This window comes from Pseudomonas zhanjiangensis (assembly GCF_041027545.1).
Lineage (GTDB): Bacteria > Pseudomonadota > Gammaproteobacteria > Pseudomonadales > Pseudomonadaceae > Aquipseudomonas > Aquipseudomonas zhanjiangensis.
Map to the genome: position 1 here is coordinate 30,520 of NZ_JBFTEG010000016.1, position 24,053 is coordinate 54,572.

Annotated in this window: 20 protein-coding genes; 6 read left to right on the forward strand and 14 right to left on the reverse strand. The window is 68.1% G+C overall.

The features are described from left to right. Nucleotides 1-23: 23 nt before the first annotated feature. The 5 genes from AB5S05_RS17550 to hutU all read right to left on the reverse strand — a co-directional run bounded on the left by AB5S05_RS17550 (nucleotide 24) and on the right by hutU (nucleotide 7,500). Nucleotides 24-1,946: an autotransporter domain-containing protein gene (locus AB5S05_RS17550; RefSeq protein ID WP_369288813.1), complete on the reverse strand. Its 1,923-nt coding sequence runs from the start codon at nucleotides 1,944-1,946 to the stop codon at nucleotides 24-26. A gap of 99 nt (nucleotides 1,947-2,045) precedes the next feature. Next, nucleotides 2,046-2,849, reverse strand: coding sequence for an N-formylglutamate deformylase (hutG, locus tag AB5S05_RS17555; protein WP_369288814.1), 804 nt, complete (start codon nucleotides 2,847-2,849; stop codon nucleotides 2,046-2,048). Further along, nucleotides 2,842-4,050 (reverse strand): imidazolonepropionase, encoded by a 1,209-nt coding sequence (hutI, locus tag AB5S05_RS17560; protein ID WP_369288815.1) that lies wholly within the window; start codon nucleotides 4,048-4,050, stop codon nucleotides 2,842-2,844. The genes hutG and hutI overlap by 8 nt, the downstream gene beginning before the upstream one ends. A gap of 226 nt (nucleotides 4,051-4,276) precedes the next feature. Continuing rightward, a complete protein-coding gene (gene hutH, locus AB5S05_RS17565) occupies nucleotides 4,277-5,812 on the reverse strand; it encodes a histidine ammonia-lyase (protein ID WP_369288816.1) in 1,536 nt (511 codons plus the stop codon). A 2-nt stretch (nucleotides 5,813-5,814) separates the two neighbouring features. Next, nucleotides 5,815-7,500 carry a urocanate hydratase gene (hutU, locus tag AB5S05_RS17570; protein WP_369288817.1) on the reverse strand — a complete coding sequence of 562 codons (1,686 nt, stop codon included), beginning with the start codon at nucleotides 7,498-7,500 and terminating at the stop codon, nucleotides 5,815-5,817. A 436-nt stretch (nucleotides 7,501-7,936) separates the two neighbouring features. Between hutU and AB5S05_RS17575 the strand changes: the two genes are divergently transcribed. The 3 genes from AB5S05_RS17575 to AB5S05_RS17585 all read left to right on the forward strand — a co-directional run bounded on the left by AB5S05_RS17575 (nucleotide 7,937) and on the right by AB5S05_RS17585 (nucleotide 10,563). Next, complete coding sequence (locus AB5S05_RS17575; protein ID WP_369288818.1) at nucleotides 7,937-8,731, forward strand: transporter substrate-binding domain-containing protein; 795 nt, start codon at nucleotides 7,937-7,939, stop codon at nucleotides 8,729-8,731. Nucleotides 8,732-8,819: 88 nt separating this feature from the next. After that, complete coding sequence (locus AB5S05_RS17580; RefSeq protein ID WP_369288861.1) at nucleotides 8,820-9,836, forward strand: amino acid ABC transporter permease; 1,017 nt, start codon at nucleotides 8,820-8,822, stop codon at nucleotides 9,834-9,836. Continuing rightward, a complete protein-coding gene (locus AB5S05_RS17585; protein ID WP_369288819.1) occupies nucleotides 9,829-10,563 on the forward strand; it encodes an amino acid ABC transporter ATP-binding protein in 735 nt (244 codons plus the stop codon). Before AB5S05_RS17580 ends, AB5S05_RS17585 begins: the two co-directional genes overlap by 8 nt. A gap of 48 nt (nucleotides 10,564-10,611) precedes the next feature. On the opposite strand, the gene AB5S05_RS17590 is transcribed toward AB5S05_RS17585, so the two are convergent. After that, on the reverse strand, nucleotides 10,612-11,202 hold the full coding sequence (locus tag AB5S05_RS17590) for a HutD/Ves family protein (protein ID WP_369288820.1): 591 nt from the start codon (nucleotides 11,200-11,202) through the stop codon (nucleotides 10,612-10,614). Continuing rightward, a complete protein-coding gene (gene hutC, locus AB5S05_RS17595) occupies nucleotides 11,199-11,951 on the reverse strand; it encodes a histidine utilization transcriptional repressor HutC (RefSeq protein WP_369288821.1) in 753 nt (250 codons plus the stop codon). The genes AB5S05_RS17590 and hutC overlap by 4 nt, the downstream gene beginning before the upstream one ends. Before the next feature lie 96 nt (nucleotides 11,952-12,047). Between hutC and AB5S05_RS17600 the strand changes: the two genes are divergently transcribed. Beyond that, nucleotides 12,048-13,412 (forward strand): formimidoylglutamate deiminase, encoded by a 1,365-nt coding sequence (locus AB5S05_RS17600; protein WP_369288822.1) that lies wholly within the window; start codon nucleotides 12,048-12,050, stop codon nucleotides 13,410-13,412. On the opposite strand, the gene AB5S05_RS17605 is transcribed toward AB5S05_RS17600, so the two are convergent. The 5 genes from AB5S05_RS17605 to AB5S05_RS17625 all read right to left on the reverse strand — a co-directional run bounded on the left by AB5S05_RS17605 (nucleotide 13,409) and on the right by AB5S05_RS17625 (nucleotide 17,662). Beyond that, on the reverse strand, nucleotides 13,409-13,966 hold the full coding sequence (locus AB5S05_RS17605; protein ID WP_369288823.1) for a lipocalin family protein: 558 nt from the start codon (nucleotides 13,964-13,966) through the stop codon (nucleotides 13,409-13,411). The two genes, AB5S05_RS17600 and AB5S05_RS17605, sit on opposite strands and share 4 nt — an antisense overlap. Nucleotides 13,967-13,976: 10 nt before the next feature. Further along, complete coding sequence (bamE, locus tag AB5S05_RS17610; protein ID WP_369288824.1) at nucleotides 13,977-14,231, reverse strand: outer membrane protein assembly factor BamE domain-containing protein; 255 nt, start codon at nucleotides 14,229-14,231, stop codon at nucleotides 13,977-13,979. A 66-nt stretch (nucleotides 14,232-14,297) separates the two neighbouring features. Next, nucleotides 14,298-14,900 carry a DUF924 family protein gene (locus AB5S05_RS17615; RefSeq protein ID WP_369288825.1) on the reverse strand — a complete coding sequence of 201 codons (603 nt, stop codon included), beginning with the start codon at nucleotides 14,898-14,900 and terminating at the stop codon, nucleotides 14,298-14,300. 3 nt (nucleotides 14,901-14,903) lie between these two features. Continuing rightward, the gene (locus AB5S05_RS17620; protein ID WP_369288826.1) at nucleotides 14,904-15,911 is read right to left on the reverse strand and encodes a class 1 fructose-bisphosphatase; all 1,008 of its coding nucleotides are present in this window, start codon (nucleotides 15,909-15,911) and stop codon (nucleotides 14,904-14,906) included. 101 nt (nucleotides 15,912-16,012) lie between these two features. After that, a complete protein-coding gene (locus AB5S05_RS17625) occupies nucleotides 16,013-17,662 on the reverse strand; it encodes a histidine kinase N-terminal 7TM domain-containing diguanylate cyclase (RefSeq protein WP_369288827.1) in 1,650 nt (549 codons plus the stop codon). 368 nt (nucleotides 17,663-18,030) lie between these two features. On the opposite strand from AB5S05_RS17625, the gene AB5S05_RS17630 reads away from it, so the two are divergent. Next, nucleotides 18,031-18,423 carry a YkgJ family cysteine cluster protein gene (locus AB5S05_RS17630; RefSeq protein ID WP_369288828.1) on the forward strand — a complete coding sequence of 131 codons (393 nt, stop codon included), beginning with the start codon at nucleotides 18,031-18,033 and terminating at the stop codon, nucleotides 18,421-18,423. A 30-nt stretch (nucleotides 18,424-18,453) separates the two neighbouring features. Here the strand turns inward: AB5S05_RS17630 and AB5S05_RS17635 are convergent, their stop codons facing one another. Both AB5S05_RS17635 and AB5S05_RS17640 read right to left on the reverse strand, forming a co-directional pair. After that, a complete protein-coding gene (locus tag AB5S05_RS17635; protein WP_369288829.1) occupies nucleotides 18,454-19,806 on the reverse strand; it encodes a DUF3999 domain-containing protein in 1,353 nt (450 codons plus the stop codon). Next, nucleotides 19,803-23,435, reverse strand: coding sequence for a DUF2339 domain-containing protein (locus tag AB5S05_RS17640; RefSeq protein ID WP_369288830.1), 3,633 nt, complete (start codon nucleotides 23,433-23,435; stop codon nucleotides 19,803-19,805). Before AB5S05_RS17640 ends, AB5S05_RS17635 begins: the two co-directional genes overlap by 4 nt. 301 nt (nucleotides 23,436-23,736) lie before the next feature. Here AB5S05_RS17640 and AB5S05_RS17645 point away from each other — a divergent pair, with 301 nt between their 5' ends. Then, the gene (locus AB5S05_RS17645; RefSeq protein ID WP_369288831.1) at nucleotides 23,737-24,015 is read left to right on the forward strand and encodes an ATP-binding protein; all 279 of its coding nucleotides are present in this window, start codon (nucleotides 23,737-23,739) and stop codon (nucleotides 24,013-24,015) included. Nucleotides 24,016-24,053: the final 38 nt, after the last annotated feature.

Below are 24,053 nucleotides of genomic sequence, written 5' to 3' on the forward strand. Positions count from 1 at the left end.
ACCCGGCGCGGGTGGCCCGGGGTTTACAGGTCCCAGCTGAGCGACAGGTTGATGGCCTGCTGGCGATCGTCGGTGGCGCGCACTTGGTAGGACGCGCGAAGCTGCAGGCGCTCGGCCAGCGCATGGGCCACGCCGATGCTGGCCAGGGTCTGGCCGCTGGCCGGCGTATGGCCCTGCAGCTCGAAGCTGTTGCCGGCCACCGAGTTGAGCCCCATGCGCAACGAACGGCTGTCGTCCTCGAACTCCCGCTCGCGGGCGATTTCACCGAATACCTGGGTCGCCGGCGCCAGCTGATAGTTGGCCTGCAGGCCAACGCCCAGGCGCTTGCTGTCGCGCTGCTGGTCGTCGAAGGTGAGTGCGCTGGCGCTCATGCCACGCTCACGGTAGCCGTCGACGTCGACCTTGGCGTAGTCGGCACTGATGAAGGGACTGACCCGCCAGCCGCTGCCGGCGTTGGCCAGGTCGTAGCCCAGGCGCCCGGACAGGGCCCACAGCTGGCCATCGGTATCGCCCTGCTCGCTGCGCTCGGTGATGCCCAGGGCGAACCGCCGATCGAGGTCGCTGTAGTCCAGGTGACCCAGGCTCAGACTGGCATCGGCCCAGACCCGGCCCTGCTGGTACTGGGCGAAGGCACTGAGCAGGTAGCTGCGCAGGTCATACTCCGAATCGGCCTCGCCGGCTTCCAGGCTCTGCTGCTGCAGGCCCAGGGCCAGGCCCAGCCGCCACTGCTCATCCAGCCGGTAGCTAGTGCCGAGACTCAGGCCCAGGCCGTCGCTGTCGCCGCTGGCCACCGCCTCGCCCTCCTGAAACCGCTGACGCTGGCCGCTGGCAGCGACGAAGCTGCGCCATTGCCCCACCGCCTGCCAGGCGCCGCGATCGGCCTGCCATTCGCTGCGCAACTGCTGTTGGTGACCGGTGAGGCTGGCCATGGCCATCTCCGGCAGCAGCGAGACCTGCCAGGGCGCGCCGAGAATCGAGTAGATGTAGTCGGCACTGATCTGCTGCACCGCCGCGGTGGGGTGCACGCCGTCATTGAACATCAGCCGATCGGGATTCGGCGTGAGCCCGCCGATGCCCCAGGTCGGGTCGGCCAGGCAACTGCTGCCGCTGAAGCAGACATCGGTCTGACTGACCAGCGGATCGAAGCCATAGGTCGCCAGGTCGGCCTGCACCTCGGCCAACAGGCCGCGGAAGTTCAGGCGGATGACATTGCCGCCCAGGGCCGACAGCTGGCTGCCCAGCTCGGTGTTGAGCAGCCCCGAGGCATTCGACCAGGCCGCGCGAAAGCCCGAGGCGAAGCCCGCCGGTGTCAGCCCCACGTCCGGCAGGTCGGAGACGATAATGGTGCGCGCACCGGCCGCGTGCAGGGCGGCGACGCCGGCGACCAGATCGGCGGCCGCAACGGCGGCACTTGCCTGATCGGTGACGACGAACTGCAACACGTCATTTCCGCCGCCATTGACGTAGAACAGGGTATTGGGGTCGACCCGCGGCACATCCACCAGATAGCCGTTGCGGGTGCGGATGGTGCCCCCGCCGGCATTCACCACAGACCCGTTGATGTCGGTGATGGACGCGAGGATCTGATCGGTGCGGTAGCCACCCACGGCATAGTTGGTGCCATCCGCATTGCCGGTCAGCAGCTGCGGCAGGATCGGGGTCGAGGGCAGTGCCTGCAGGCCGAGCAGCGAGGCCAGCCTCTGGGTCGACACCGCGTCGAAATATTCGCTGTTGTTGCTCAGGTAGCTGGGGCCGGTGCGGTTGGTGAAGCGCAGTCCGCCGGTGGGGTTGCCACCCAGCAGGGGGCTGCCGAGGTCGGGAAACTGGCCGCTGTCGCTCAGCGAGTCGCCGAAGATCACCAGTTGCGAATAGGGCACGGCCTGGGTCGCGGCCGGCAGGCCGGCCAGGAGTACTGCAGCGGTTAAGGCTCTGATGGGGAAAGTCATGGCTACTCCGTCTTGTTGTCTTGCCGACAGGCAAGCTCAGCAGAGTAGCCAGCAGACTCGGCCACGGCGCTCACCCAGATGGGTGAGCTCGGCGCAGCACTATCGGCCGTAGCGCTCGCGTCCCCAGTCGAGCATGGCCTGGAGCAGCTGGCGCAACACCACCTGGGTCGGCTCGGCCAGATCCTCGCGGTAGTCGTAGGGCAGCTGTTCCTCCATGTAGGTGCACTGGGACAGCTCCAGTTGCACGGCGTGGATGTGCTGGTCCGGCTGGCCATAGTGACGGGTGATGTGACCGCCCTTGAAGCGGCCATTGAGCACGTGGCTGTAGTCCGCGGCGCCGGCACAGACCGACCGCAGGCGCTGGGCCAGTGCCTCGGCGCAACTGGCACCACTGTTGGTGCCCAGGTTGAAGTCCGGCAGCAGGCCGTCGAACAGGCGCGGCACACTGGAACGGATCGAATGGGCGTCGAACAGCAGGGCGTAGCCGAACTCGGCCTTCAGCCGCGCCAGCTCGGCGGCCAGGGTCTGGTGGTAAGGCCGCCAGATTTCCTCGAGATAACGCGCCCGCTCCTCGGCGCTGGGCTCCATGCCCGCGCGGTACAGCGGCTCGCCATCGAACAGGGTGGCCGGATACAGGCCGGTGGTGGCGCTGGCGTACAGCGGCGCATCGTCCTCGGGTCGGTTGAGGTCGATGACGTAACGCGAATAGCAGGCTTCCAGGGTACCGACCCCCATGCCTGCGGCGAAGTCGTAGAGCAGCGGAATATGCCAGTCGGTGTCCGGACGCTCCAGCGCCGCCTCGACCAGCCCGGCCTCGACCGCTGGGGTCAGCAGGATACCGGGGTGCGGCATGCTGATCAGCAAGGGCGTATGGCCACGCCTGAAACTGAGTACGTTATCCATGGGTGATCTCCTCGCCATGACGAATGACCCGCTTGGGCAGATCGCCGCCCAGCCAGTAAGCCAGCTCCGCCGGACGCTGGATCTGCCAGGCGACGAAGTCGGCGACCTTGCCCGGCTCCAGGCTGCCGTGGCTGGCATGCAGGCCGAGGGCGCGGGCGGCATGCAGGGTAACCCCGGCCAGGGCCTCTTCCGGGGTCAGGCGGAAAGCGGTGCAGGCCATATTCAGCATAAGCCGCAACGACAATGCCGGCGAGGTGCCGGGGTTGAGGTCGCTGGCCACCGCCATCGCCACGCCGTGTCGACGCAGCGCATCGATCGGCGGCAGCCGGGTTTCGCGTAGCAGGTAGAAGGCGCCGGGCAACAGCACCGCCACTGTGCCGGCCGCGGCCATGGCGATCACGTCGGACTCGTCCATGTACTCTAGGTGATCGGCCGACAGCGCCCGGTAGCGGGCGGCCAGGCTGGAACCGTGCAGCGACGACAGCTGCTCGGCGTGCAGCTTGACCGGCAGACCCAGTGCGGTGGCGGTCTGGAACACCCGCTCGACCTGGGCCGGGGAGAAGCCCAGGTGTTCGCAGAAGGCATCCACCGCATCCACCAGCCCCTCGCCGGCCAGCTCCGGCAGGATCTCGCGGCAGACCTGGTCGATATAGGCGTCGGCGCGGCCGGCGAACTCCGGGGGCAGGGCATGGGCCGCCAGGCAGGTGCTGCGCACCGTCAGCGGAAGCATCTCGCCGAGAAGGCGCACCACCCGCAGCATCTTGCGCTCGGCGGCCAAGTTGAGGCCATAGCCGGACTTGACCTCCAGGGTGGTGACGCCCTCGCTCAGCAGCTGCCGCGCCCGCTGCAGCGCGCCGCTGAGCAGTTCGCCCTCGCTGGCCTCACGGGTGGCACGCACGGTGCTGGCGATGCCGCCGCCGGCGGCGGCGATCTCGGCGTAGCTGGCGCCCTCCAGGCGTTGCTCGAATTCGCCGCTGCGATCGCCGCCGAACACCAGGTGGGTATGGCAGTCGATCAGCCCGGGGGTCAGCCAGGCGCCGTCGAGGTCGTGGCTTTCGGCGTACTCGCCGGCCGGCAACTGGGCGCGCGGGCCGATCCATTCGATCAGCCCATCACGGCTGACCAGGGCGGCGTCCTCGATGATCGAATAACGCCCGCCGGCCATGGTGGCGGCGTGGCAGTTGAGCCAGAGGCGTTGCATAAGGGGTTTCCTCCTTGCGGGGTGGGCGGCGCCTGGTGACCTACCCTGCGGGGCTAAGGCATTGATCCGAGCCCGACGGCCCGGTCTCTAAAAAAGCATGGCCGGCACTCGGCCAAAGGCAACCAAACAGGGCTGTCACCTGATTAGCGCCCTGGTTGCAGCACGGCAAACACAAAACGCCCATGCCCGGCGGCGATGCGCGGGGCATGGGCGTCTGTCGTTCGGCTTAGGCCTGGGACGGCAGCAGCTGCGCCGGCACCAAGTCGCTCAGGCAACGCGAGGCCAACAGCTCACTGGCCGCCTCGATGTCCGGGGCGAAGAAGCGGTCCTGTTGGTAGTGGGCCACCCGCTCACGCAGGGTGTGACGCGCCAGCTCCAGCTTGACCGAGGTCTTCAGGCCCTCGCGCAGGTCCAGGCCCTGGCAGGCGCCCAGCCATTCGACGGCGAGGATGCCGCGCACGTTGTCGGCCATCTCCCACAGGCGCTTGCCGGCGGCCGGAGCCATGGACACGTGGTCTTCCTGGTTGGCCGAGGTCGGCAGGCTGTCGACGCTGTGCGGATGGGACAGCGCCTTGTTCTCGCTGGCCAGGGCGGCGGCGGTGACCTGGGCGATCATGAAGCCGGAATTCACGCCTCCATTAGCCACCAGGAACGGCGGCAGCTGCGACATGTGCTTGTCCATCATCAACGAGATGCGCCGCTCGCTCAGCGAACCGATCTCGGCGATGGCCAGGGCCAGGTTGTCGGCGGCCATGGCCACCGGCTCGGCGTGGAAGTTGCCGCCGGAGATGATGTCGCCTTCGGCGGCGAACACCAGGGGGTTGTCCGACACCGCGTTGGCCTCCACCGCCAGCACCTCGGCGGCCTGGCGAATCTGGGTCAGGCAGGCGCCCATGACCTGGGGCTGGCAACGCAGCGAATAGGGGTCCTGGACCTTGTCGCACTGCTCGTGGGAGCGGGAGATCTCACTGCTCGGGCTGAGCAGGTCGCGGTAGGCCGCGGCCGCATCGATCTGCCCGCGCTGGCCGCGGGCGGCATGGATGCGCGCGTCGAAGGGCGAGCGCGAGCCGAGCATGGCCTCGACGCTGAGGCCGCCGCAGACCAGCGCCGCGCCGAACAGGTCCTCGGCGGCGAACAGCCCGCGCAGGGCGTAGGCGGTGGAGGCCTGAGTGCCGTTGAGGAGGGCCAGGCCCTCCTTGGCGGCCAGAGTCAGCGGCTCCAGGCCGGCCACCGCCAGCGCCTCGACGGCCGTCAGCCATTGGCCCTGATGACGCGCCTTGCCCTCGCCGAGCAGCACCAGTGACATGTGCGCCAGGGGCGCCAGATCGCCCGAAGCGCCCACCGAACCCTTGAGCGGAATATGCGGGTAGACCTCGGCATTGATCAGGGCGATCAAGGCGTCGATCACCTGGCGGCGGATGCCGGAGAAGCCGCGCGCCAGGCTGTTGACCTTGAGCACCATGATCAGCCGGACCAGGTCGTCATCCAGCGGCCGGCCGACGCCGGCGGCGTGGCTCAGAACCAGCGAGCGCTGCAGGTTCTCCAGGTCTTCGCTGGCGATGCGGGTCTGAGCCAGCAGACCGAAGCCGGTGTTGATGCCGTAGACGGTGCGCTTGTCGGCCAGGACCTGCTCGACGCAGGCGACGCTGGCATCGATGGCCGCGGCGGCGCGCTCATCGAGGCTGACGTGCACCGGCTGCTGGTGAACCTGGCGCAGTTGGGCCAGGGTCAGCTGGCCGGGAAGGATATTCAGCGTGCTCATGTTCAGGCTCCTTTGCCCGAGGTGATCATCGGCAGGTTGAGGCCCTGTTCGCGGGCGCAATCGATGGCGATCTGGTAACCGGCATCGGCGTGACGCATCACCCCGGTGGCCGGATCATTGTGCAGCACCCGGGCGATGCGCGCGGCGGCTTCCTCCGTGCCGTCGCAGACGATGACCACCCCGGAATGCTGGGAGAAGCCCATGCCCACGCCGCCGCCGTGGTGCAGCGAGACCCAGGTGGCACCGCTGGCGGTGTTCAGCAGGGCGTTGAGCAGCGGCCAGTCGGACACGGCGTCGGAGCCGTCCTGCATCGCCTCGGTCTCGCGGTTGGGGCTGGCCACCGAGCCGGAGTCCAGGTGATCGCGGCCGATCACCACCGGTGCACTCAGCTCGCCACTGCGGACCATCTCGTTGAAGGCCAGGCCGAGCTTGGCGCGCAGACCCAGGCCGACCCAGCAGATGCGTGCCGGCAGGCCCTGGAAGCTGATGCGCTCGCGGGCCATGTCCAGCCAGCGGTGCAGGTGTTCGTCGTCCGGGATCAGCTCCTTGACCTTGGCGTCGGTCTTGTAGATGTCCTGCGGATCGCCGGACAGCGCGGCCCAGCGGAACGGGCCGACACCGCGGCAGAACAGCGGGCGGATATAGGCCGGGACGAAGCCGGGGAAGTCGAAGGCATGCTCGACGCCCTCTTCCAGCGCCATCTGGCGGATGTTGTTGCCGTAGTCGAAGGTCGGCACGCCCATCTTCTGGAACTCGAGCATGGCGCGCACGTGCACGGCCATGGACTGCTTGGCGGCCTTGACCACCGCCGCCGGCTCGCTCTGCGCGCGGTCGCGGTACTGCTCCCAGGTCCAGCCGATCGGCAGGTAGCCATTGAGCGGGTCGTGGGCGCTGGTCTGGTCGGTGACCATATCCGGACGCACGCCACGTTTGACCAGCTCCGGCAGGATCTCGGCGGCGTTGCCGTGCAGGGCGATGGAGATGGCCTTGCCCTCGGCGCAGTACTTCTCGATGCGCGCCAGGGCGTCGTCCAGATCCTTGGCCTGCTCGTCGACATAGCGGGTCTTCAGGCGGAAGTCGATGCGGCTCTGCTGGCACTCGATGTTCAGCGAGCAGGCGCCGGCCAGGGTCGCGGCCAGGGGCTGGGCGCCGCCCATGCCGCCGAGGCCGGCGGTCAGCACCCACTTGCCGGTGAGATTGCCCTCATAGTGCTGCCGACCGGCCTCGACGAAGGTCTCGTAGGTGCCCTGGACGATGCCCTGGCTGCCGATGTAGATCCAGCTGCCGGCGGTCATCTGGCCGTACATGGCCAGGCCCTTGGCATCCAGTTCGTTGAAGTGCTCCCAGGTGGCCCAGTGCGGCACCAGGTTGGAGTTGGCGATCAGCACGCGCGGGGCGTCCTTGTGGGTGCGGAACACGCCAACCGGCTTGCCCGACTGCACCAGCAAGGTCTCGTCGTCGCTGAGCTGCTTGAGGCTCTCGACGATCTGGTCATAGCACTCCCAGTTGCGCGCGGCGCGGCCGATGCCGCCATACACCACCAGCTCCTTGGGGTTCTCGGCCACCTCGGGGTCGAGGTTGTTCATCAGCATGCGCAGCGGCGCCTCGGTCAGCCAGCTCTTGGCGTTCAACTGGGTGCCGCGCGGGGCGCGGATCTCGACATCGCGGAAACGGCTTGAAGTGCTCACAAGTAATCCTCCTGGGAAAGATCGCCGTCAGCCTGACTAGTTTGACGCGCTACGGCTGGGCATGGGCAAATATAAACATGTATATACAACCTTGATCAAGAAAAAAATTGCACCGCTTGTCGAACAATCCGTCACGTCGACTCACGCCGCCGGTAATACGCCGCCACGCCAGCCTCCGGCGCATCCTCGCCCGCCCCGGCAAAAACGCCATAAACCCATCAAGCATAGGGCATCCAGAAGGAAGCCGGGGGCAAGACAGCTGCCGCGCAAGCAGCGCCACCCAGCCGTCCACTAACTGTTTAGACCGCGAGCACCGATCTTCGACGCCACCATCCGGCCAGGCTCTTTCGTCCAAACCTGTCTATACATGTACGTCTAATCGAGGTATACCTGCCTGCGGCTGCGGCCTTCCACACCCAATAACAAGAGAACCTCCATGAAAAAGCTGTTTTCCGCACTACTGCTCACCACCACCGCCCTGTCCAGCCTCGCCGCCCACGCCGGCGCCATCGACGACGCCGTCAAGCGCGGCAGCCTGCGGGTCGGCATGGACCCGACCTACATGCCCTTCGAGATGACCAACAAGCGCGGCGAGATCGTCGGCTTCGAGGTGGATCTGCTCAAGGCCATGGCCAAGTCTGCCGGGGTCAAGCTGGAACTCGTCTCCACCTCCTACGACGGCATCATCCCGGCCCTGCTGACCGACAAGTTCGACATCATCGGCAGCGGCATGACCCTGACCCAGGAACGCAACCTGCGCATCAACTTCTCCGATCCCTTCATCGTGGTCGGCCAGACCCTGCTGATCAACAAGGAGCTGGAGGGCAAGATCAAGTCGTACAAGGACCTCAACGACGGTCAGTACCGCATTACCTCGAAGATCGGCACCACCGGCGAGATGGTCGCCAAGAAGCTGATCGCCAAGGCCCAGTACCACGGCTTCGACAACGAGCAGGAAGCCCTGCTCGACGTGGTCAATGGCAAGGCCGATGCCTTCATCTACGACGCGCCTTACAACGCCGTGGCGGTGAACAAGGCCGGCGCCGGCAAGCTGGTCTACCTCGACCAGCCGTTCACCTACGAGCCCCTGGCCTTCGGCCTCAAGCGTGGCGACTACGACAGCCTCAACTGGATCAACAACTACCTGCACCAGGCCAGGGAAGACGGAACCTACGCGCGCATCCACGCCAAGTGGTTCAAGAGCGCCGCCTGGCTGAAGGACATGGAATAGCCCGGCAGACCTGCCGCCAAACCACGGCCCGGCCCCGGTTCGGCGGCTTGCGACCCTTAAGCCCGTGATCGAGATCTTCCCCATGAATATGCAGAAAGTATTCGCCCTGCCCTGGCAGGCGCTGACTCGCCAGCCCGCGCCGCGCCAGCGTCGGCGCCCGCGGCAGTGGCCCTGGCACACACTGACCGTGCTGAGCCTGATTGCCCTGGCCTACGCCATCTGGCTGTCCACCTCGATGATCGCCTACGAATGGCGCTGGAACCGCATCCCCCAGTATTTCGTCTACCAGGCCGAGCAGATGCAGCGCGCCAGCGAGCCCGGCCACATCGACTCAATAGAAACGCTCGGGAAAACCGCCCGGGTGACCCTGGCCAGCGACAGTGGCAGCCAGCAGGTGCTGGCGGTCGCCGCCGACAGCCTGCTGCTGGGCGAAGGCGATCTGGTCGACGAAGGCGATGCGCTGGGCTTCACCCGCCACTGGACGGCCGGCCCACTGCTCTGGGGGCTGTGGAACACCCTGTGGATTTCCGTGGTGTCCGGCGCCGCCGGCCTGCTGATCGGCATGTTCACCGGGCTCTGCCGGCTGTCGCCCAACCCGACCCTGCGCGACCTGTCGACGGTCTACGTCGAGGTGGTGCGCGGCACCCCCTTGCTGGTGCAGATCTTCATCTTCTACTTCTTCATCGGCACCGTGCTCAACCTGTCCCGCGAATTCGCCGGGGTGGCCGCCCTCGCACTGTTCACCGGCGCCTACGTCGGCGAGATCGTCCGCGCCGGGGTGCAGTCGATCGCCAAGGGACAGAACGAGGCGGCCCGCTCCCTGGGCCTGAGCGCGCCGCAGGCGATGCGTCATGTGATCCTGCCGCAAGCCTTCAAACGGGTGCTGCCGCCCCTGGCCGGGCAGTTCATCAGCCTGGTCAAGGACACCTCGCTGGTGTCGGTGATCGCCATCACCGAGCTGACCAAGAGCGGTCGCGAGGCGATCACCACCTCGTTTTCCACCTTCGAAATCTGGTTCTGCGTCGCGGCCCTGTACCTGCTGATCAACCTGCCGCTGTCGCAGATCGCCAACCGTCTGGAGCGGAGGCTCGCGCAAAGTGATTAAGGTCCGAGAACTGGTCAAAACCTTCAACGCCCGCGGCCAACTGGTGCGCGCGGTGGATAACGTCGACACCGCCGTGGCCCGGGGTGAAGTGCTGGTGGTACTGGGCCCGTCCGGCTCCGGCAAGTCGACCTTCCTGCGCTGCCTGAACGGCCTGGAGAGCTTCGACTCCGGCTCGGTGAGCATCGACGGCGTCGACCTGGCCGACGCCAGGACCGACGTCAACGCCTATCGCCGCGAGGTCGGCATGGTATTCCAGCACTTCAACCTGTTCCCCCACATGACCGTACTGGAAAACCTCTGCCTGGCGCAGAAGGTGGTGCGCAAGCGCAGCAAGCGCGAGTGCGAGGACAAGGCCCGCGCCCTGCTGGAAAAGGTCGGCATCGCGCAGAAGGCCAGCGAGTACCCCTCGCACCTGTCCGGCGGCCAGCAACAGCGGGTGGCCATCGCCCGCGCCCTGTGCATGGAGCCCAAGGTAATGCTGTTCGACGAACCCACCTCGGCACTCGACCCGGAGATGGTCGGCGAGGTGCTGGACGTGATGAAGACCCTGGCCCTGGAGGGCATGACCATGGTCTGCGTGACCCACGAGATGGGCTTCGCCCGTGAAGTGGCCGATCGCGTGCTGTTCTTCGACCATGGCAAGCTGCTGGAGGACGCCGCCCCCGCGCAGTTTTTCCAGCAACCCCAGGACCCGCGCGCCCAGGCCTTCCTGCGCCAGGTGCTGTAAGCCTAGCGGGAGCCCCGTCGGGGCTCCCTTTTCTCGCCACAGAGCCCGTTAGCGCGGACTCAGCTCGATCAGGCAGCACGCCCCGGGCCCTTCCGCCTGCACCTGCAACTCGAGCAGGCCGCTGCCATGCTCGACCTGCAGGCAGTCGTAGCGCCCCAGGCGGGCATGTCCATCATCACCGATCGTCACCTCCAGCGCCTCGACGGCACTGAACAGCAGCAGCGTGGTCGCCGAACTGAACAGTCGCTGCGGCTGCGCCAGGCTCAGCCATTGCAGGCGCGCGCCGTAGCGCTGCGGCGCGTAGATCAGGTTGAAGTCGCGGATCGCACCATCCAGCAACTCGCAGGTGACCTGGCTGTCGCCGCCGAAGGCAAAGGGGTCCAGCGGCAGCAGCGGCCGCGACGCCAGCCCATCCACCTGCAGGCGCATCCCCGCGCCCTCCAGCACGGTGATCACCCGCTGGTAGCCGGCGAAGGCGGAGAAGCCGCCCGATTCGCCGATATCGGCGATCGACAGGCGCCAGCCGAAACCCTCCAGGCCTTCGCCCTGATCGCGGACGATCTCAAGGGTGCTGCCGCCGCCGTTCTTCCAGAGCATGCGCGGATAGCCGGCTGCCCGATGCAATTGGATCTGACTCATGAACTGAAACGCCCCTCCAGGCGATGGCGCGAGCCCGGATGCAGCAGGCGCGCCGAGGTGACCGCCTGCGCACCGGACCAGGTGCGCCGGCGAATCAACAGACAGGGTTCGCCGCGCTCGATCTGCAGCAGGCGGCACTCCTCGGGTTCGGCGAGGATCGCCTCGACCACGTGCTCGCCCTCGCTCAAAGGCGCGACCCGTGACAGGTAGGCATAGGGCGTGAGCTGGGTGAAATCCTGCTTGAGGTAATCCGGCGCCACGGCCGCATTGACGTAGCGGTCTTCCAACTGCACCGGCACATCGTTCTCGTAGTGCACGATCAGCGAATGAAACACCCGCTGGCCCTCGCGCAGGTCCAGGGCCAGGGCGCGCTCGGGGCTGGCCAGCTCCTCGCCCAGGCGAATCAGCTTGCTGTGGTGGCGATGGCCACGGGCGGCGATCTCGTCGGCGATGTTGTTCACCGCAAACAGCGCCGAGCGCCCCTTGGGTTCGGCGACGAAGGTGCCGACGCCCTGCATGCGCACCAGCAGGCCGTCGCTGGTCAGCTCGCGCAGCGCGCGGTTGATGGTCATGCGGCTGAAGCCCAGCTCCTCCACCAGCTCGCTTTCCGAGGGCACCCGATGATGGGCGGGCCAGGCGCCGCTGTGGATCTGCTGGGTGATCATCTGCTTGACTTGGGCATACAGCGGCGCCGGCGCGTCACTGAGCTGGCCGGCCAGGGCAGCAGGCTTCGAGAGTGGTTTCGCCATGAATTTCTCCTTGTCCGCCGGGCTGGGCAGTTTACGACAGCCTAAAACAGCTGTATATGTATATACAACTAAATACGAGCAGCTAGGTTGATCATTATGCCTGCATTCCACGCCCCCTGCGCACTGCTGCCCCAAGGCTGGGCCGACGACGTTCGCCTGGAAATCGACAGCCAGGGCAACCTGGCAAGCATCAGCATCGGCGCCTCGGCGGAGGGTGCCGAGCGCCTGCATGGCCCGCTGCTGCCGGGCATGCCCAACCTGCATTCGCACGCCTTCCAGCGCGCCATGGCGGGCCTGGCCGAGGTCGCCGGCAACCCCAACGACAGCTTCTGGACCTGGCGCGAACTGATGTACCGCCTGGTCGGCCGGCTGTCCCCCGAGCAGGTCGAGGTGATCGCCAGGCAGCTGTATATCGAGATGCTCAAGGCCGGCTACACCAGCGTCGCCGAGTTCCACTATGTGCATCACGACCCGCAGGGCCAGGCCTACGCCGACCCGGCCGAGCTGGCCCTGCGCATCAGCCAGGCGGCCAGCGACGCCGGCATCGGCCTGACCCTGCTGCCGGTGCTGTACAGCCATTCCGGCTTCGGCGGCCAGCCGGCGAACGAAGGCCAGCGGCGCTTCATCCACGGCAGCGACAGCTACCTGGAGCTGCAGCGGCGCCTGCAAACGGCGTTGCAAGGCAAGGCGCTGCAGCGCCTGGGCCTGTGCTTCCACTCGTTGCGCGCGGTCACCCCCGAGCAGCTGCAGAGCGTCCTCGCCGCCGACAGCGGCGACTGCCCGGTCCATATCCATATCGCCGAACAGCAGAAGGAGGTCGACGACTGCCTGGCCTGGAGCGGCCGCCGTCCCCTGCAGTGGCTGTTCGACAACGCGCCGGTGGACGAGCGCTGGTGCCTGGTGCACGCCACCCATGCGCAGGCCGATGAGGTCGCGGCCATGGCCGCCAGCGGAGCGGTGGCCGGCCTGTGCCTGAGCACCGAGGCCAACCTCGGCGACGGCATCTTCCCGGCGGTGGACTACCTGGCCCAGGGCGGGCGCCTGGGCATCGGCTCGGACAGCCACGTCTCGGTCAGCCTGGTCGAGGAGTTGCGCTGGCTGGAATACGGCCAGCGCCTGCGCGACCAGAAGCGCAACCGCCTGTACCGCAGCGACCAGCCGATGATCGGCCGCAGCCTGTTAGACGCGGCCCTGAACGGCGGCGCCCAGGCCCTGGGACAGCCGGTCGGCGCCCTGCAGGTCGGCCAGCGCGCCGACTGGCTGGTACTGGACGGCGAAGACCCCTATATCGCCACGGCCAAGGACGACGCCATCCTCAACCGCTGGCTGTTCGCCGGCGGCGATCGGCAGATCCGCGATGTCATGGTCGGCGGCCAATGGGTGGTGCGCGACGGCCGCCATGCCGCCGAGGCACAGACCGCCCAGGCATTTGCCCGGGTCCTGCGCGAACTGCTCGGCTAAGGCGCGAACCGGCTATCCGGCGTGCGCCAGATCAGCTCGCCGGTGTCATAGCCCTGCTCGCGCGCCACGCCCAGCAGCTTGTCGCGCAGGGCCGGCGCCACCTCGGGGGTCCGCGCTAGCAGCCACAGGTAGTCGCGGTTCGGGTGGCCCACCAGGGCGACCCGGTAGTCGTCATCCAGATACAGCACCCAGTACTGGCCCCGACTCAGGTTCGGTAGCAGGCGGCTGAACCAGTTGTCGAAGCGTACCCAGAGTTTGTCGGTGCGCCCGGCCTGCTGCGGCACCGCGCGCCCCTCGACCTGCTGCCACTGGTCGGCGGCGGTGCGGCAGCGGTTGCGCACGCCGAGGCTGCCATCTTCCAGCAGGCGGTAATGCGCCTGCGATTGCAGGCAGTGACGCTGAAAGAACATCGGCAGGCGCGCCAGCTCGTACCAGGTGCCCTGGTAGCGCTGCAGGTCGACCCGCGCGACTGTGGCCGGCGGCACCGATCCGCCGGCCGAACTGGCGCAGCCGACGAGCAGCGCCATCCCCAGGAACGCAGTCAACAGGCGCATGGCAGATCCTCTACTTGAGGCCCTTGCCGGAGAACATCAGCACCTTGTCGCCGGCGTACTGCACGCTGATAAGGGTCTGTTCGTCACCCCAGGTACAGCTGGTGATGCCCAGGGCGCCGGCGCATTCGCGGGGTGCGCCGAGCAGCTGCTCGACCTCGGCCTTGCTCATGCCGGCCTGCAACTTCGAATAATTGGCCTGGTTGACCTTGTTGCAGGCGACCAGCAACACGCAGGCCACGATCAGGGCAAGGGGGCGAAACGACATGCAGTAACTCCACTGGCAAAGGTTCGGGCCGGCCCACGCCGGCCCCGGAATGGGTCCGACAGGACGTCAGAAGCGCGAGCCGGGCTCCTCGAGGAAACGCAGTTCTTCCTCGCTCGAGGCGCGACCGAGAATGGCGTTGCGATGGGGAAAGCGGCCGAAGCGGGCGATGATTCGCTGGTGGCGCTCGGCATAGTCCAGGTAGTCGGCGAACAGCGCCCGCTCGCCGGCCGGCGCCGCATCGAGCAGGCGGACGAAGCGGCGCAGCGCCTCGTCCTGCAGCAGCAGATCCTCGGCGTGTTCCAGCACCAGGTAGACGAACACCCGCTGGATCGGCGCCAGCGCCAGCTCCTTGTCGGTGTCCAGCCCGGCGAACACCAGCTCACGGGCGCGGGCGTCGCCAGCGAAGGCAAGCGGGCTGTCGCGATGGAGCATGCGCGGTAGCTGGTCGAGTAGCAGGATCAGCGCCAGCCATCCCTGCGGCTGTTCGGCCCAGTCGCCCAGGCCACCGGCCAGGGCCTGCTCGACCTGGCCAGCGAAGCGCTCGCGCGCCTCGCTGTCCTGACTGTCCTGCTTGCCGAACCACAGCCTGGAACGCGCGGCAGCCACCTCGGCGGCCGTAAGGCCCGGGCCGAACCACCAGTCGAGCAGAGGTTGCCAGGGCGTCGTCATCGCTCACTCCTGATGGTAAGCGGTGACGCGCTCGACTTCCTGCTTGGAGCCGAGGAAAACCGCGACGCGCTGATGCAGGGAGGTCGGCTGGATATCGAGAATGCGCTGGGTGCCATTGGTGGCGGCGCCGCCGGCCTGCTCGATGATGAAGGACATCGGATTGGCTTCGTACATCAGCCGCAGCTTGCCCGGCTTCTCCGGCTCGCGGGCATCGCGCGGGTACATGAACAGGCCGCCACGGGTAAGGATACGGTGCACATCGGCCACCATCGAGGCGATCCAGCGCATGTTGTAGTTCTTCTCCAGCGGTCCGCTCTCGCCAGCCAGCAGCTCGCCGACATAACGCTGCACCGGGGCTTCCCAATGACGCTGGTTGGACATGTTGATGGCGAATTCGGCGGTGGTTTCCGGCACCTTGATGTTGTCATGGGTGAGCACGAAGCTGCCCAGTTCGCGATCCAGGGTGAAGCCCTTGACGCCGTTGCCCAGGGTCAGCAGCAACATGGTCTGCGGGCCATAGATGGCATAGCCGGCGGCGACCTGCTGGGTACCGGGCTGGAGGAAGGCCTCCTCGCCGAGATCGCCGACCTCGCCATTGCGATCCGGGCAGCGCAGCACCGAGAAGATGGTCCCGACCGACACGTTGACATCGATGTTGCTGGAGCCATCCAGCGGATCGAACACCAGCAGGTAGGCGCCTTTCGGGTAGCGACCGGGAATCTGGTAGGCCTTGTCCATTTCTTCCGACGCCATGCCCGCCAGGTGGCCGCCCCACTCGTTGGCCTCCAGCAGGATCTCGTTGGACAGCACGTCGAGTTTCTTCTGCACCTCGCCCTGCACGTTCTCGGTTTCCATGCTGCCGAGCACGCCGCCGAGGGCACCCTTGGACACCTGATGGCTGATCGCCTTGCAGGCCCGCGCCACCACCTCGATAAGGAAACGCAGATCGGCCGGGGTATTGTGGCTGCGGGTCTGTTCGATCAGATAGCGACTCAGGGTAACGCGGGACATGGAAGGCTCCGTGGAGGAAGAAAAATCGCACGCAGTTTACCCCTTTACGGGCCCCAGCGCCTCCGGCCTGGATGGATGGATGAACCTGGCGGGGCGCCGCCTCAGCTCGGCACCCCGAGGCGAACCCGGTTGCGCCCGGTGCGCTTGGCCTCGTAGAGGGCGACATCGGCCGCGTGCAGCAGCTCGTCCAGCGCCTGCCCCTGGGCGGGGTAGACCGCCAGGCCCGCCGACAGCGTCACATGGCGCGGGCCGCTGCGGGTCGGCAACGCACTGGCGGCCAGGCGCTGGCAGATTGCCTCGAGGCGCTTGTGCGCCTCCTCGGCGTCGGCGTTCGGCAGGATCAACAGGAACTCCTCGCCACCGATGCGGAACACCGCGTCCGAGACGCGCAGACTGTCGAGCAGATGCTGGGCCACGGCCTTGAGCACCTCGTCGCCGACCAGATGGCCAAACTCGTCGTTCAAGCGCTTGAAGTGGTCGAGGTCGATCAGCGCCAGCGCCAGCGGCGCCTGCTCGCGCTGGGCGCGGGCCAGTTCACGACCGAAGAACTCGTCCAGGTGACGGCGGTTGTACAGCCCGGTGAGCGGATCACAGAGCGCCTGGTCGCGCAGCTGTTCGTGCAGGCTGGAAATGGTGCGCAGGCGCTCCTCGCTGACCGCCAGCGCTTCGGCCAGCTTCAACTCGCTGAGATGACGCTGGGTGACATCACGCAGGTAGAGCATCTTGCCCAGCAGCACCGGGCCATCGCGGGTGACGCGCTCGATCCCGCGCACGCGCACCTCGAAGTAGCGCGCCGAACTGGTCAGGATCAGCAACTGCTCCCGGCCGGTGTCGGGCTGTGCGGCGATCAGGGCTTGCAGGTCGCGGCCGAACACCGGCCAGTCGCTCAATTTCAGGCCCTGCCACTCGGACTCCAGGCCGGCCAGCTTGAGCGCCTCCGGATTGGCTTCAATCACCCGCCACTGCGGGTCCACCACCAGTACCGGATCGAGCAAGGCCTCGAGCAACAGGTGGCGCGCCACCGGCAGCAGATCGAACAGGCGCACCCCGACGATCAGCCAGGCGAACGCCGCCAGGGTGAAGGCGAAACTGAAGGGGGTCGGATCGAAACCGAACAGCATCCAGCCGAAGCCGACATAGGCGATATTGGCGACCCAGGGCACCGCAGTGACGAACACGAACGCCAGGTAGTGGCGCCGGTACACGCCATAACTGACCGCGGCGGCGCGGATCACGATGCCCATGCAGAAGGCCATGAACAGATAGACATAGACGGCCGCCAGATGGAACAGCGGGCCATGCTGATAGCGAATCGGCGCCCCATGCTCGGCTCCGATCGGCGCGGTGCCCGCCCCGTAGAACAGCCCGTGCCAGGGGTTGCTCAGGGCCATCAACCAGATCAGCAGCGGCGCCAGGGTCAGCCCCAGCAGGCCGCGAGCGGGCAGCGACTGGCGCGCGCTGTTGACATACTGCCAGAGGAAGACTGCCCAGAAGGTCGGCACCGTGACGATCCCCGGCCAGGCCATGGTCGCCCACAGCACCTTGCAGCCGGGCGCTTGCGCGGCCATTTCCAGTGCGGCCGCGAGCATCCACCAGAGACTGGCCGAGTGCATCATGATGAAGCTGTTGCGCCCGGGGAAGTAACGCTGCCGCGCCACCCAGCGACCGAGCAGGATCACGCCGAGACAGACGCCCAGGGTCAGGGCGACGGGGACGCTGAACGCCCAGTCCGAGTTGCTGCACGTCAGCATTGCAGCCCCCGGCGAAATACATCCGCAGGCACCCGGACAACCCCGAAACAGGGCCGCGCAGGGCGCAAGGCCGACAGGGCCAATGCTTCAGCAAGAAGAGAGTCGCGCACTAAGGCCATCCTGACCCGAAATCCCGAACAATCCGCCTAACAGACGTAGGCTGCACACCATACTGCAAAACACCCGACTTTCTTCAGGGTTTTTACCCTGCCTCGAGCGCCCAGCCGCGCCGCGTCCGTCTATAGCCTAGGATGGCCAGCGTCGCCGCACCAGTGGTGCGCGCCACAACCGACCGGCAGATACGCATTCACAAATCCGCCAACCCCGCTATTATCGCCGCCTTCTGCCCACACGAGCCTGACTGGCCCATGAAGAACAACCTGATAGCCGCCGCCGAAATCGACCGCCTGGACACCTGGGCCAAATATTCGGCGGACATGTGCCACAGCTGCATCTCCAGCTGCTGCACGCTGCCGGTCGAGACGCGCATCGGCGATTTGATCCGCATCGGCGTGGTCGACGAGTTCGAGCGCGGCGAGCCGCCGAAGAACATCGCCAAGCGCCTGCAGAAGGAAGGCATCGTCGAGCGCTTCAACCAGAAGTCGGGCGTCTTCACCCTGGTGCGCATGAGCAACAACGATTGCCTGTACCTGGATCGCAAGACGCGCCTGTGCACCATCTACGACAAGCGCCCGGACACCTGCCGCAACCACCCCAAGGTCGGGCCACGGCCGGGCTACTGCGCCTACAAGCCCAAGTAAGCGCACGCCCTGGCGCCTGCGACCCCGGGCTCAGGGCGCATCGGGCCGGCTCCGCAACAGGCTCAGGGCCATCAGCACCAGCAGGCCGACACCGGCGAGCAACACCGCCCAGAGGCCCCAGCGCTTCCAGTCCACGCCCGCTTGCGGCGCGCCAGCGGCCGTCTCGATCGCCTGCGCGGCCGTGGCGACGCCCAGGCTGGCCAGGCGCGCGTCCTGGTAGCCGGGAATCAGGCTGCGCAGCGGCAGATCGGCCGCCTTGCCAGCGGGATTGCCGACCGCCAGCACATAGGGCGGCTCGCCGCGGGCGAGGAACACCACCTGGGTCGGACGGACGCCGACCTGCAGGCTGGGGGTGGCGCTGCCCAGGCCGCCGCCGCGCTCGTCCACCTGCAGGCGCAGCTGCTGCACCGGCGCACCGTACAACTCCAGTTGGTCATGGAGCACTTCCTGGCCGTCCTGCGGCAGGCGATAGAGCAGGCCGCTACCCAGCGGCTGCCAGCGCAGCTTGCCCTCGCGGCGACCGAAGACGCTCACCGGCGCCAGGCTGTTGGCCTGCGCCAGCTCGACGCGCAGGCGCTGCAGCGGCAAGGCCAGGGGCAGGTCCCAGACGAACTCGCCCGGCTTGACGCTGCTGGGCGCCAGCGCCGCCGACCAGGTCAGGGGCGCGACCTCGCCGCTGGCGCTGCGCACCTGCACCGCCAGCAATTGCGGGGCCTGCCGTGGCGTGCGCCAGAGCAGGCGCAGGTAACGCGCGCGGCGCCCTGGCAGGTCGACCTTGCGCTGGTCGATGCGCTCGTCGGCGAACGACAGGCGGGCGATCTGTCCCTCGCCCCAGGCACGCCACTGCAGCAGGTCATCGCTGGCCTCGATGGAAAATCGCTGAAAGCCCTCCTGGTCGGCGCTCCAGTCGAGGATCAACTGGTGCAGCGGCGCCTCGATGGCACTGGTATCGAGCAACCAGCCGCGCAACTCCTGCTGTTCGTCGGCCGGCCCGGTCTCCGCCAAGACCTCGACCAGGGTGCCGCTGGCGCTGCGCTGCACCCGCAGGCCGGGCAGCCCAGTGGCATCGCGGGGCGCACGCAGGGGGAACCACTTCACGGCGTTGTCGGTATAGCCATCGCCCTGGCGTAACCCGCCGCGGCTGAGGGCGTAGGCCAGGGCCTCGCCATTGCCGTTGAACACCCGCAGGTCGCGCAGGTCGGCGTAGCGCGCGGCCAGGTGCAGGCTCATCGGCAATTCCAGGCGGTACCAGGGCCCCTCGCCGCTCAGGGCAAGGGGCACCTGCACGGCATAGTCACCCCGCCCTTCACCCGCGTGCGCCAGCGGTGCGAGTAGCGCCAGCAGCGCCAGCCCCGCCCCGCGCATCAGTGCCAATCCACTCATAGCTGAACCTGCTCCGTTTCTGTAGCGGACCGCCGCGGCGGCAGCGGCGCGAAATAACCGACGACCAACAACAGCACGCCCACCCCGATAAAGGACACGATGCGCTCCAGGCCGCCCTGGTTGCCCAGCTCGACGACGAACAGCTTGACCACCACCACGGCAATCAGCCCCGCGCCCACCAACCACAGCTCGCGGCGCAGGCGCAGGTGGCCGGCGATCATCAAGGCCAGGGCGATCAGGGTCCAGACGATCGACAGGCCGGCCTGCACCTGCATCGACTCGAGCAACGCGTCCGGGCGGTACGGCACGCCGCCCCACTGGTGGGTTGCGCGCAGCACCGCCGTGGTGAGCAGGCCGAACAGCGACACTCCCGCCATCAGCTCGGCCAGACGCCCACCGGCCCAGCGCTCCAGGCGCAGTGGCGCCAGGGCGCCGCAGAGCCAGCGGTAGAGGCCGCCCAAGGTGAGCAGCAGGCCCAGCTCCAGGGGATTAAGCAACGGCAGGTAGGGCAAGGGCTCGGCGGCTCCATCGCTGAAGGCGCAGGCCAGCCAGAACCAGGCCAGCATCAGCAGCGCCAACGGCGCCGCCGCCAGCAGGCGGTACTCGCGCGCATAGGCTGCCACCGGCCAGGGCCATTGCCGCGCCTGCGGCCACGTGGCCATCAGCCACAGATAGGCGCTGGGCAGCAACGCCCAGCCCAGCCAGCGCCAGGCATTGTAGTGCTCCGACAGGAGGTAGAGCAGGTAGCGCAGCTCCAGCGCCAGCACCCCAAGCAGCAGCCAGCAGCCGAGCACATGGGCGGCGCTCAGCGCCCCGGCCGGCAACAGGCCGGCCAGGCGCCGCAGCCCCAGCAGGTGCACGGCGAACAGTGCGGTCCAGCCCAGCCAGCCGAAATTCGCCGCCGGGTGATAGTCCGGGCGCCAGGCGAACAGCAGCACCACCGCGCCCGCCGGCACCAGCAGGGTGCACAGCAATGCCAGGGCCTGCCAGCCGGCGCGCGCGGCGAGCGGCGTCCACAGGGCCACACTGGCCGCGGCCGCCAGCAGCAACAGCGGCGCCTGCAGGGGCGCTGCGGCGAAACGCAGCACCTCGCCGGCCAGGCTCAGCACCCACCAGCCCGCCCCCCACACCAGCAGCAGCTGCGACAGCCGCCCCAGGCCCGGGCGAGTCAATCCGGCGAGCGGCTCGGCACGGGCCTGGCGCTGCAGGCGCCAGGCCCCGACCAGCGCCGCCAGGGCCAGCACCGCCGGGGTCCAGAAGCCGGCATGGGCCAGCGGCCTCAGGCCCTCGCTACCCGACGGGGCGAACAGCAACGGACTGGCCGCCAGGAATGCCAGCCCGGCAAAGGCCTGCAACAGCAGGCCGAAGACGAAACCGGCGCGTTGCTGCAGCTGCAGGCTGAGCCAGACGATCAGCAGGCCGCTGCCGCCCCAGACCGCGCTGGCGCTGCGCCAGGGCAGGACGAACAGCACCGCCAGGTTGACGAACACCAGGCCGACCAGCAGCACCAGCGACAACCCGCGCATCAGGCGCCGATCGACGCTGACCTTGGGATCGCGCGCCGCCAGCAGCATGCCGCCGATCATCGCCAGACCGATCAGCGAGGCCGTCAGCAGGCCACGCCAGCCGGCATCGAACACCTGCGCAGTCGAACTGGCCGTATCCAGCTGGCCGAGGAACAGCGCGCCGCCGAGCAGTTGCACGGCGAAGGCGGCGAACAGGAAGGTGCGTGCCTGGATACGCAGGCCGATCAGCAGCGTGGTCAGGCCGGCGGCGGCCCAACTGATCGCCGTGGCTTCGGCCTGGAAGCACAGCGGCGCGATCAGGTAGACAAAGGCCAGGCCGCTGCCCGCCAGCAGCGGCTGGCCGCGCCGCTCCCAGGCGCTGCTGGCCTCGGCCGGCGCCCGGCGCAACTGCCAGAAACTGAACAGCAGCGCCGCGCCAAGCATCAGCGCCCCCAGCGGCGGCGCCTCCAGCAGGCTGTCCTGGCCCAGGCGCAGATCAGCGAGGAAGGCCAGCCCCGCCCCTGCCTGCAGCAGCAGGGCGAAGGCCCGTGCCAGACGGCGCTGCTGGCGCAGCCCGAGCCAGAAGATGCCGGCGCCCTCCACCGCCCAGGCCGCGGAGGTCCAGCGCGCGTCCAGGCCCAGGGGAATGGCCAGGGTGGCGAACACCACGCCCAGGGCCAGGCAGGTCTCCACCAGCAACAAGGCGCGCCCGGCGGTGCGCCCGGCCAGCAGCCGGGCCAGCCCCAGGTACAGCAGGCCCAGAGCCAGGGCGCTGTAGGCGGCGGCGAACTCGATATGGCGGACCAGCGCGAACTGCAGGCCGAAGCCGATCAGCGGCGGGCCGAACAGCACCGTGGCGTCGACGTAGTCGCCCTGACGCGCCGACCAGCGCAGCAGGGCATCGCGTTCGACCGGGGCGTCGGCGGCCTCGCGCAGCTTGCGCCGGGCGAACAGCAGGCCGATGGCCAGGTACATCAAAAAGAACAGCAGCAGGAAAGGCTCGGTACTGCCCAGCAGCTCGGGTTTATAGGAGCGCAGGCCCCAGGCGAAGCCGATGCCGAAGGTGCCGACGAAGCCGATCAGGTTGAGCAGGCGCCAGGCCCGGAACCAGGCGATGGCGAAGATGCCGGCATTGAGCAGGGCGAAATAGCTGAACAGGGCGACATGATCGCCGCTGCCGGTCGAGGTCAGGATGGGCGCGGCGAAACCGCCTAGGGCGGCCGCGGCGGCCAGGCCCAGGGCATTCTGCAGCACCGCCAGGATCGCCGAGCAGACCGTCACCACCAGCAACAGGGCGAACGCCATCCGCGGCTCGAGCAACGGATGCAGGCGCATGGCGGCGAAGACCGTCAGGTAGAGCACGGCGATGCCCGTGCCCTGCAGCACCAGGGCATAGCCCGGGTTGCGCCGACGCAGCCACCAGCCCAGGCCGAGCAAGGCGATGGCGCTGGCCGCCACCCCGGCATAACGCAGCTGCACCGGCACCACCATGCCCTCGGTGGCGTAGCGCAACAGGAAGGCCAGGCCGAGGAACAGCAGCAGCACGCCGACGCGCAGCAGCGTATTGCCGCCGAGCAGCCAGTCCTTGGCGGCGGCGAACGCCCGCTCGACCAGGGTCGGCTGACGGGGCTTGGCCGGGGCAGCGGGCGCCTGTTCGCGCCAAGCATCGGCCGGCGCCGGCTCGGGCTCGGGCTCGGGCTCGGCAGCGACCACAGGCTCCGGCGCCTCACCGGGCAAATCCCAGCTCAGTTCGCCAGCGCTTGGCGCCTGCACATCCGGCTGAGGCGCGGCGGCCGCCGGCGCCGCTTCCGGCTCGGCGGGGGGTGGCTGGTGCGCTGCCTGACGGGCGGTCTCGGCCGCCTCCACGCCGGCCGCAGCGGCTGCGCTCGCAGCGCCCTGCTCGACCTTGAGCAGGCGCTCGTGAATCGCCGTGGTACCGCGCTCGAAGCGCTCGGCAAAGCCTTTCAGCTGCGCACTCAGGACCGCGTTCTGCCGCTCCAGCCTGAACAGTTTCAAGGCCTGGCCCAGGCTCAGCCCCAGCAGCCCGCCGAGCAAGGCAGCCACCAGGGACTCGCCGCCCAGCGCCCCCGCCAACAGGCCAACCAGCATGAAGATCCATTGCATGCAGTGCTTCCTACCCAGTTTGAGATCCCATCGTCCGCCAATCGACACATCTGGCCGATGCCCGCGTACGGGGAGGCAGTATAGGGGCCGCCCCCCTGCTTACCCAGGAAGACGCCTGCCAACTGCGTCCCAGGCACAATGAATAGCCGCTCGCCCGGTAGAACGGCATGCTCGCCAACCGCCTCCTGACCATCGCGGCCCACATACAGGAGGCTGGCGTACCCGCGCGACTGCCCCGCGACGGCTCAACACACGGCCCCTCGCCCACACTCGACCATCCTTCGCTGCGGAATCGTCCGGCATGCACGAACCCAAAGATCAGGCCATCCAGACCAGCGTGGCCACGGCGTTGCTGGGCAGCATCCTGGTCATGTTGCCCTGCGGCCTGGTGCTTTTCCTGCTGGCCGGCGACTGGCTGCGCGCCGAGCGTACCGCGCTGCTGGCCCTGGTGCTGGGCCCGGCAGCGCCGTTGCTACGTCGCGAGCTGATGCGCCAGATGGGCGGCGAGCTGAGCTATGTCAGCCCGCCCGGAGAAGGCGCGACCTTCCACGCCGACTTCCTCCTGCGCGAGCCGGGCTAAGCCGGCAGGCAAGAAAAAACCCCCGCCGGCCTGCGCCG

Excerpts from the sequence above, each read along its gene's own strand:
- AB5S05_RS17575 (WP_369288818.1), top strand. The coding sequence starts at position 7,937 with ATGAAAAAGCTGTTTTCCGCACTACTGCTCACCACCACCGCCCTGTCC.
- AB5S05_RS17625 (WP_369288827.1), bottom strand. The coding sequence starts at position 17,662 with ATGCTGACGTGCAGCAACTCGGACTGGGCGTTCAGCGTCCCCGTCGCC.
- hutG (WP_369288814.1), bottom strand. The coding sequence starts at position 2,849 with ATGGATAACGTACTCAGTTTCAGGCGTGGCCATACGCCCTTGCTGATC.
- AB5S05_RS17550 (WP_369288813.1), bottom strand. The coding sequence starts at position 1,946 with ATGACTTTCCCCATCAGAGCCTTAACCGCTGCAGTACTCCTGGCCGGC.
- AB5S05_RS17645 (WP_369288831.1), top strand. The coding sequence starts at position 23,737 with ATGCACGAACCCAAAGATCAGGCCATCCAGACCAGCGTGGCCACGGCG.
- hutC (WP_369288821.1), bottom strand. The coding sequence starts at position 11,951 with ATGGCGAAACCACTCTCGAAGCCTGCTGCCCTGGCCGGCCAGCTCAGT.
- AB5S05_RS17630 (WP_369288828.1), top strand. The coding sequence starts at position 18,031 with ATGAAGAACAACCTGATAGCCGCCGCCGAAATCGACCGCCTGGACACC.
- AB5S05_RS17590 (WP_369288820.1), bottom strand. The coding sequence starts at position 11,202 with ATGAGTCAGATCCAATTGCATCGGGCAGCCGGCTATCCGCGCATGCTC.
- AB5S05_RS17615 (WP_369288825.1), bottom strand. The coding sequence starts at position 14,900 with ATGACGACGCCCTGGCAACCTCTGCTCGACTGGTGGTTCGGCCCGGGC.
- AB5S05_RS17605 (WP_369288823.1), bottom strand. The coding sequence starts at position 13,966 with ATGCGCCTGTTGACTGCGTTCCTGGGGATGGCGCTGCTCGTCGGCTGC.
- AB5S05_RS17635 (WP_369288829.1), bottom strand. The coding sequence starts at position 19,806 with ATGAGTGGATTGGCACTGATGCGCGGGGCGGGGCTGGCGCTGCTGGCG.
- hutI (WP_369288815.1), bottom strand. The coding sequence starts at position 4,050 with ATGCAACGCCTCTGGCTCAACTGCCACGCCGCCACCATGGCCGGCGGG.
- AB5S05_RS17600 (WP_369288822.1), top strand. The coding sequence starts at position 12,048 with ATGCCTGCATTCCACGCCCCCTGCGCACTGCTGCCCCAAGGCTGGGCC.
- bamE (WP_369288824.1), bottom strand. The coding sequence starts at position 14,231 with ATGTCGTTTCGCCCCCTTGCCCTGATCGTGGCCTGCGTGTTGCTGGTC.
- AB5S05_RS17620 (WP_369288826.1), bottom strand. The coding sequence starts at position 15,911 with ATGTCCCGCGTTACCCTGAGTCGCTATCTGATCGAACAGACCCGCAGC.
- AB5S05_RS17580 (WP_369288861.1), top strand. The coding sequence starts at position 8,820 with ATGCAGAAAGTATTCGCCCTGCCCTGGCAGGCGCTGACTCGCCAGCCC.
- AB5S05_RS17640 (WP_369288830.1), bottom strand. The coding sequence starts at position 23,435 with ATGCAATGGATCTTCATGCTGGTTGGCCTGTTGGCGGGGGCGCTGGGC.
- hutH (WP_369288816.1), bottom strand. The coding sequence starts at position 5,812 with ATGAGCACGCTGAATATCCTTCCCGGCCAGCTGACCCTGGCCCAACTG.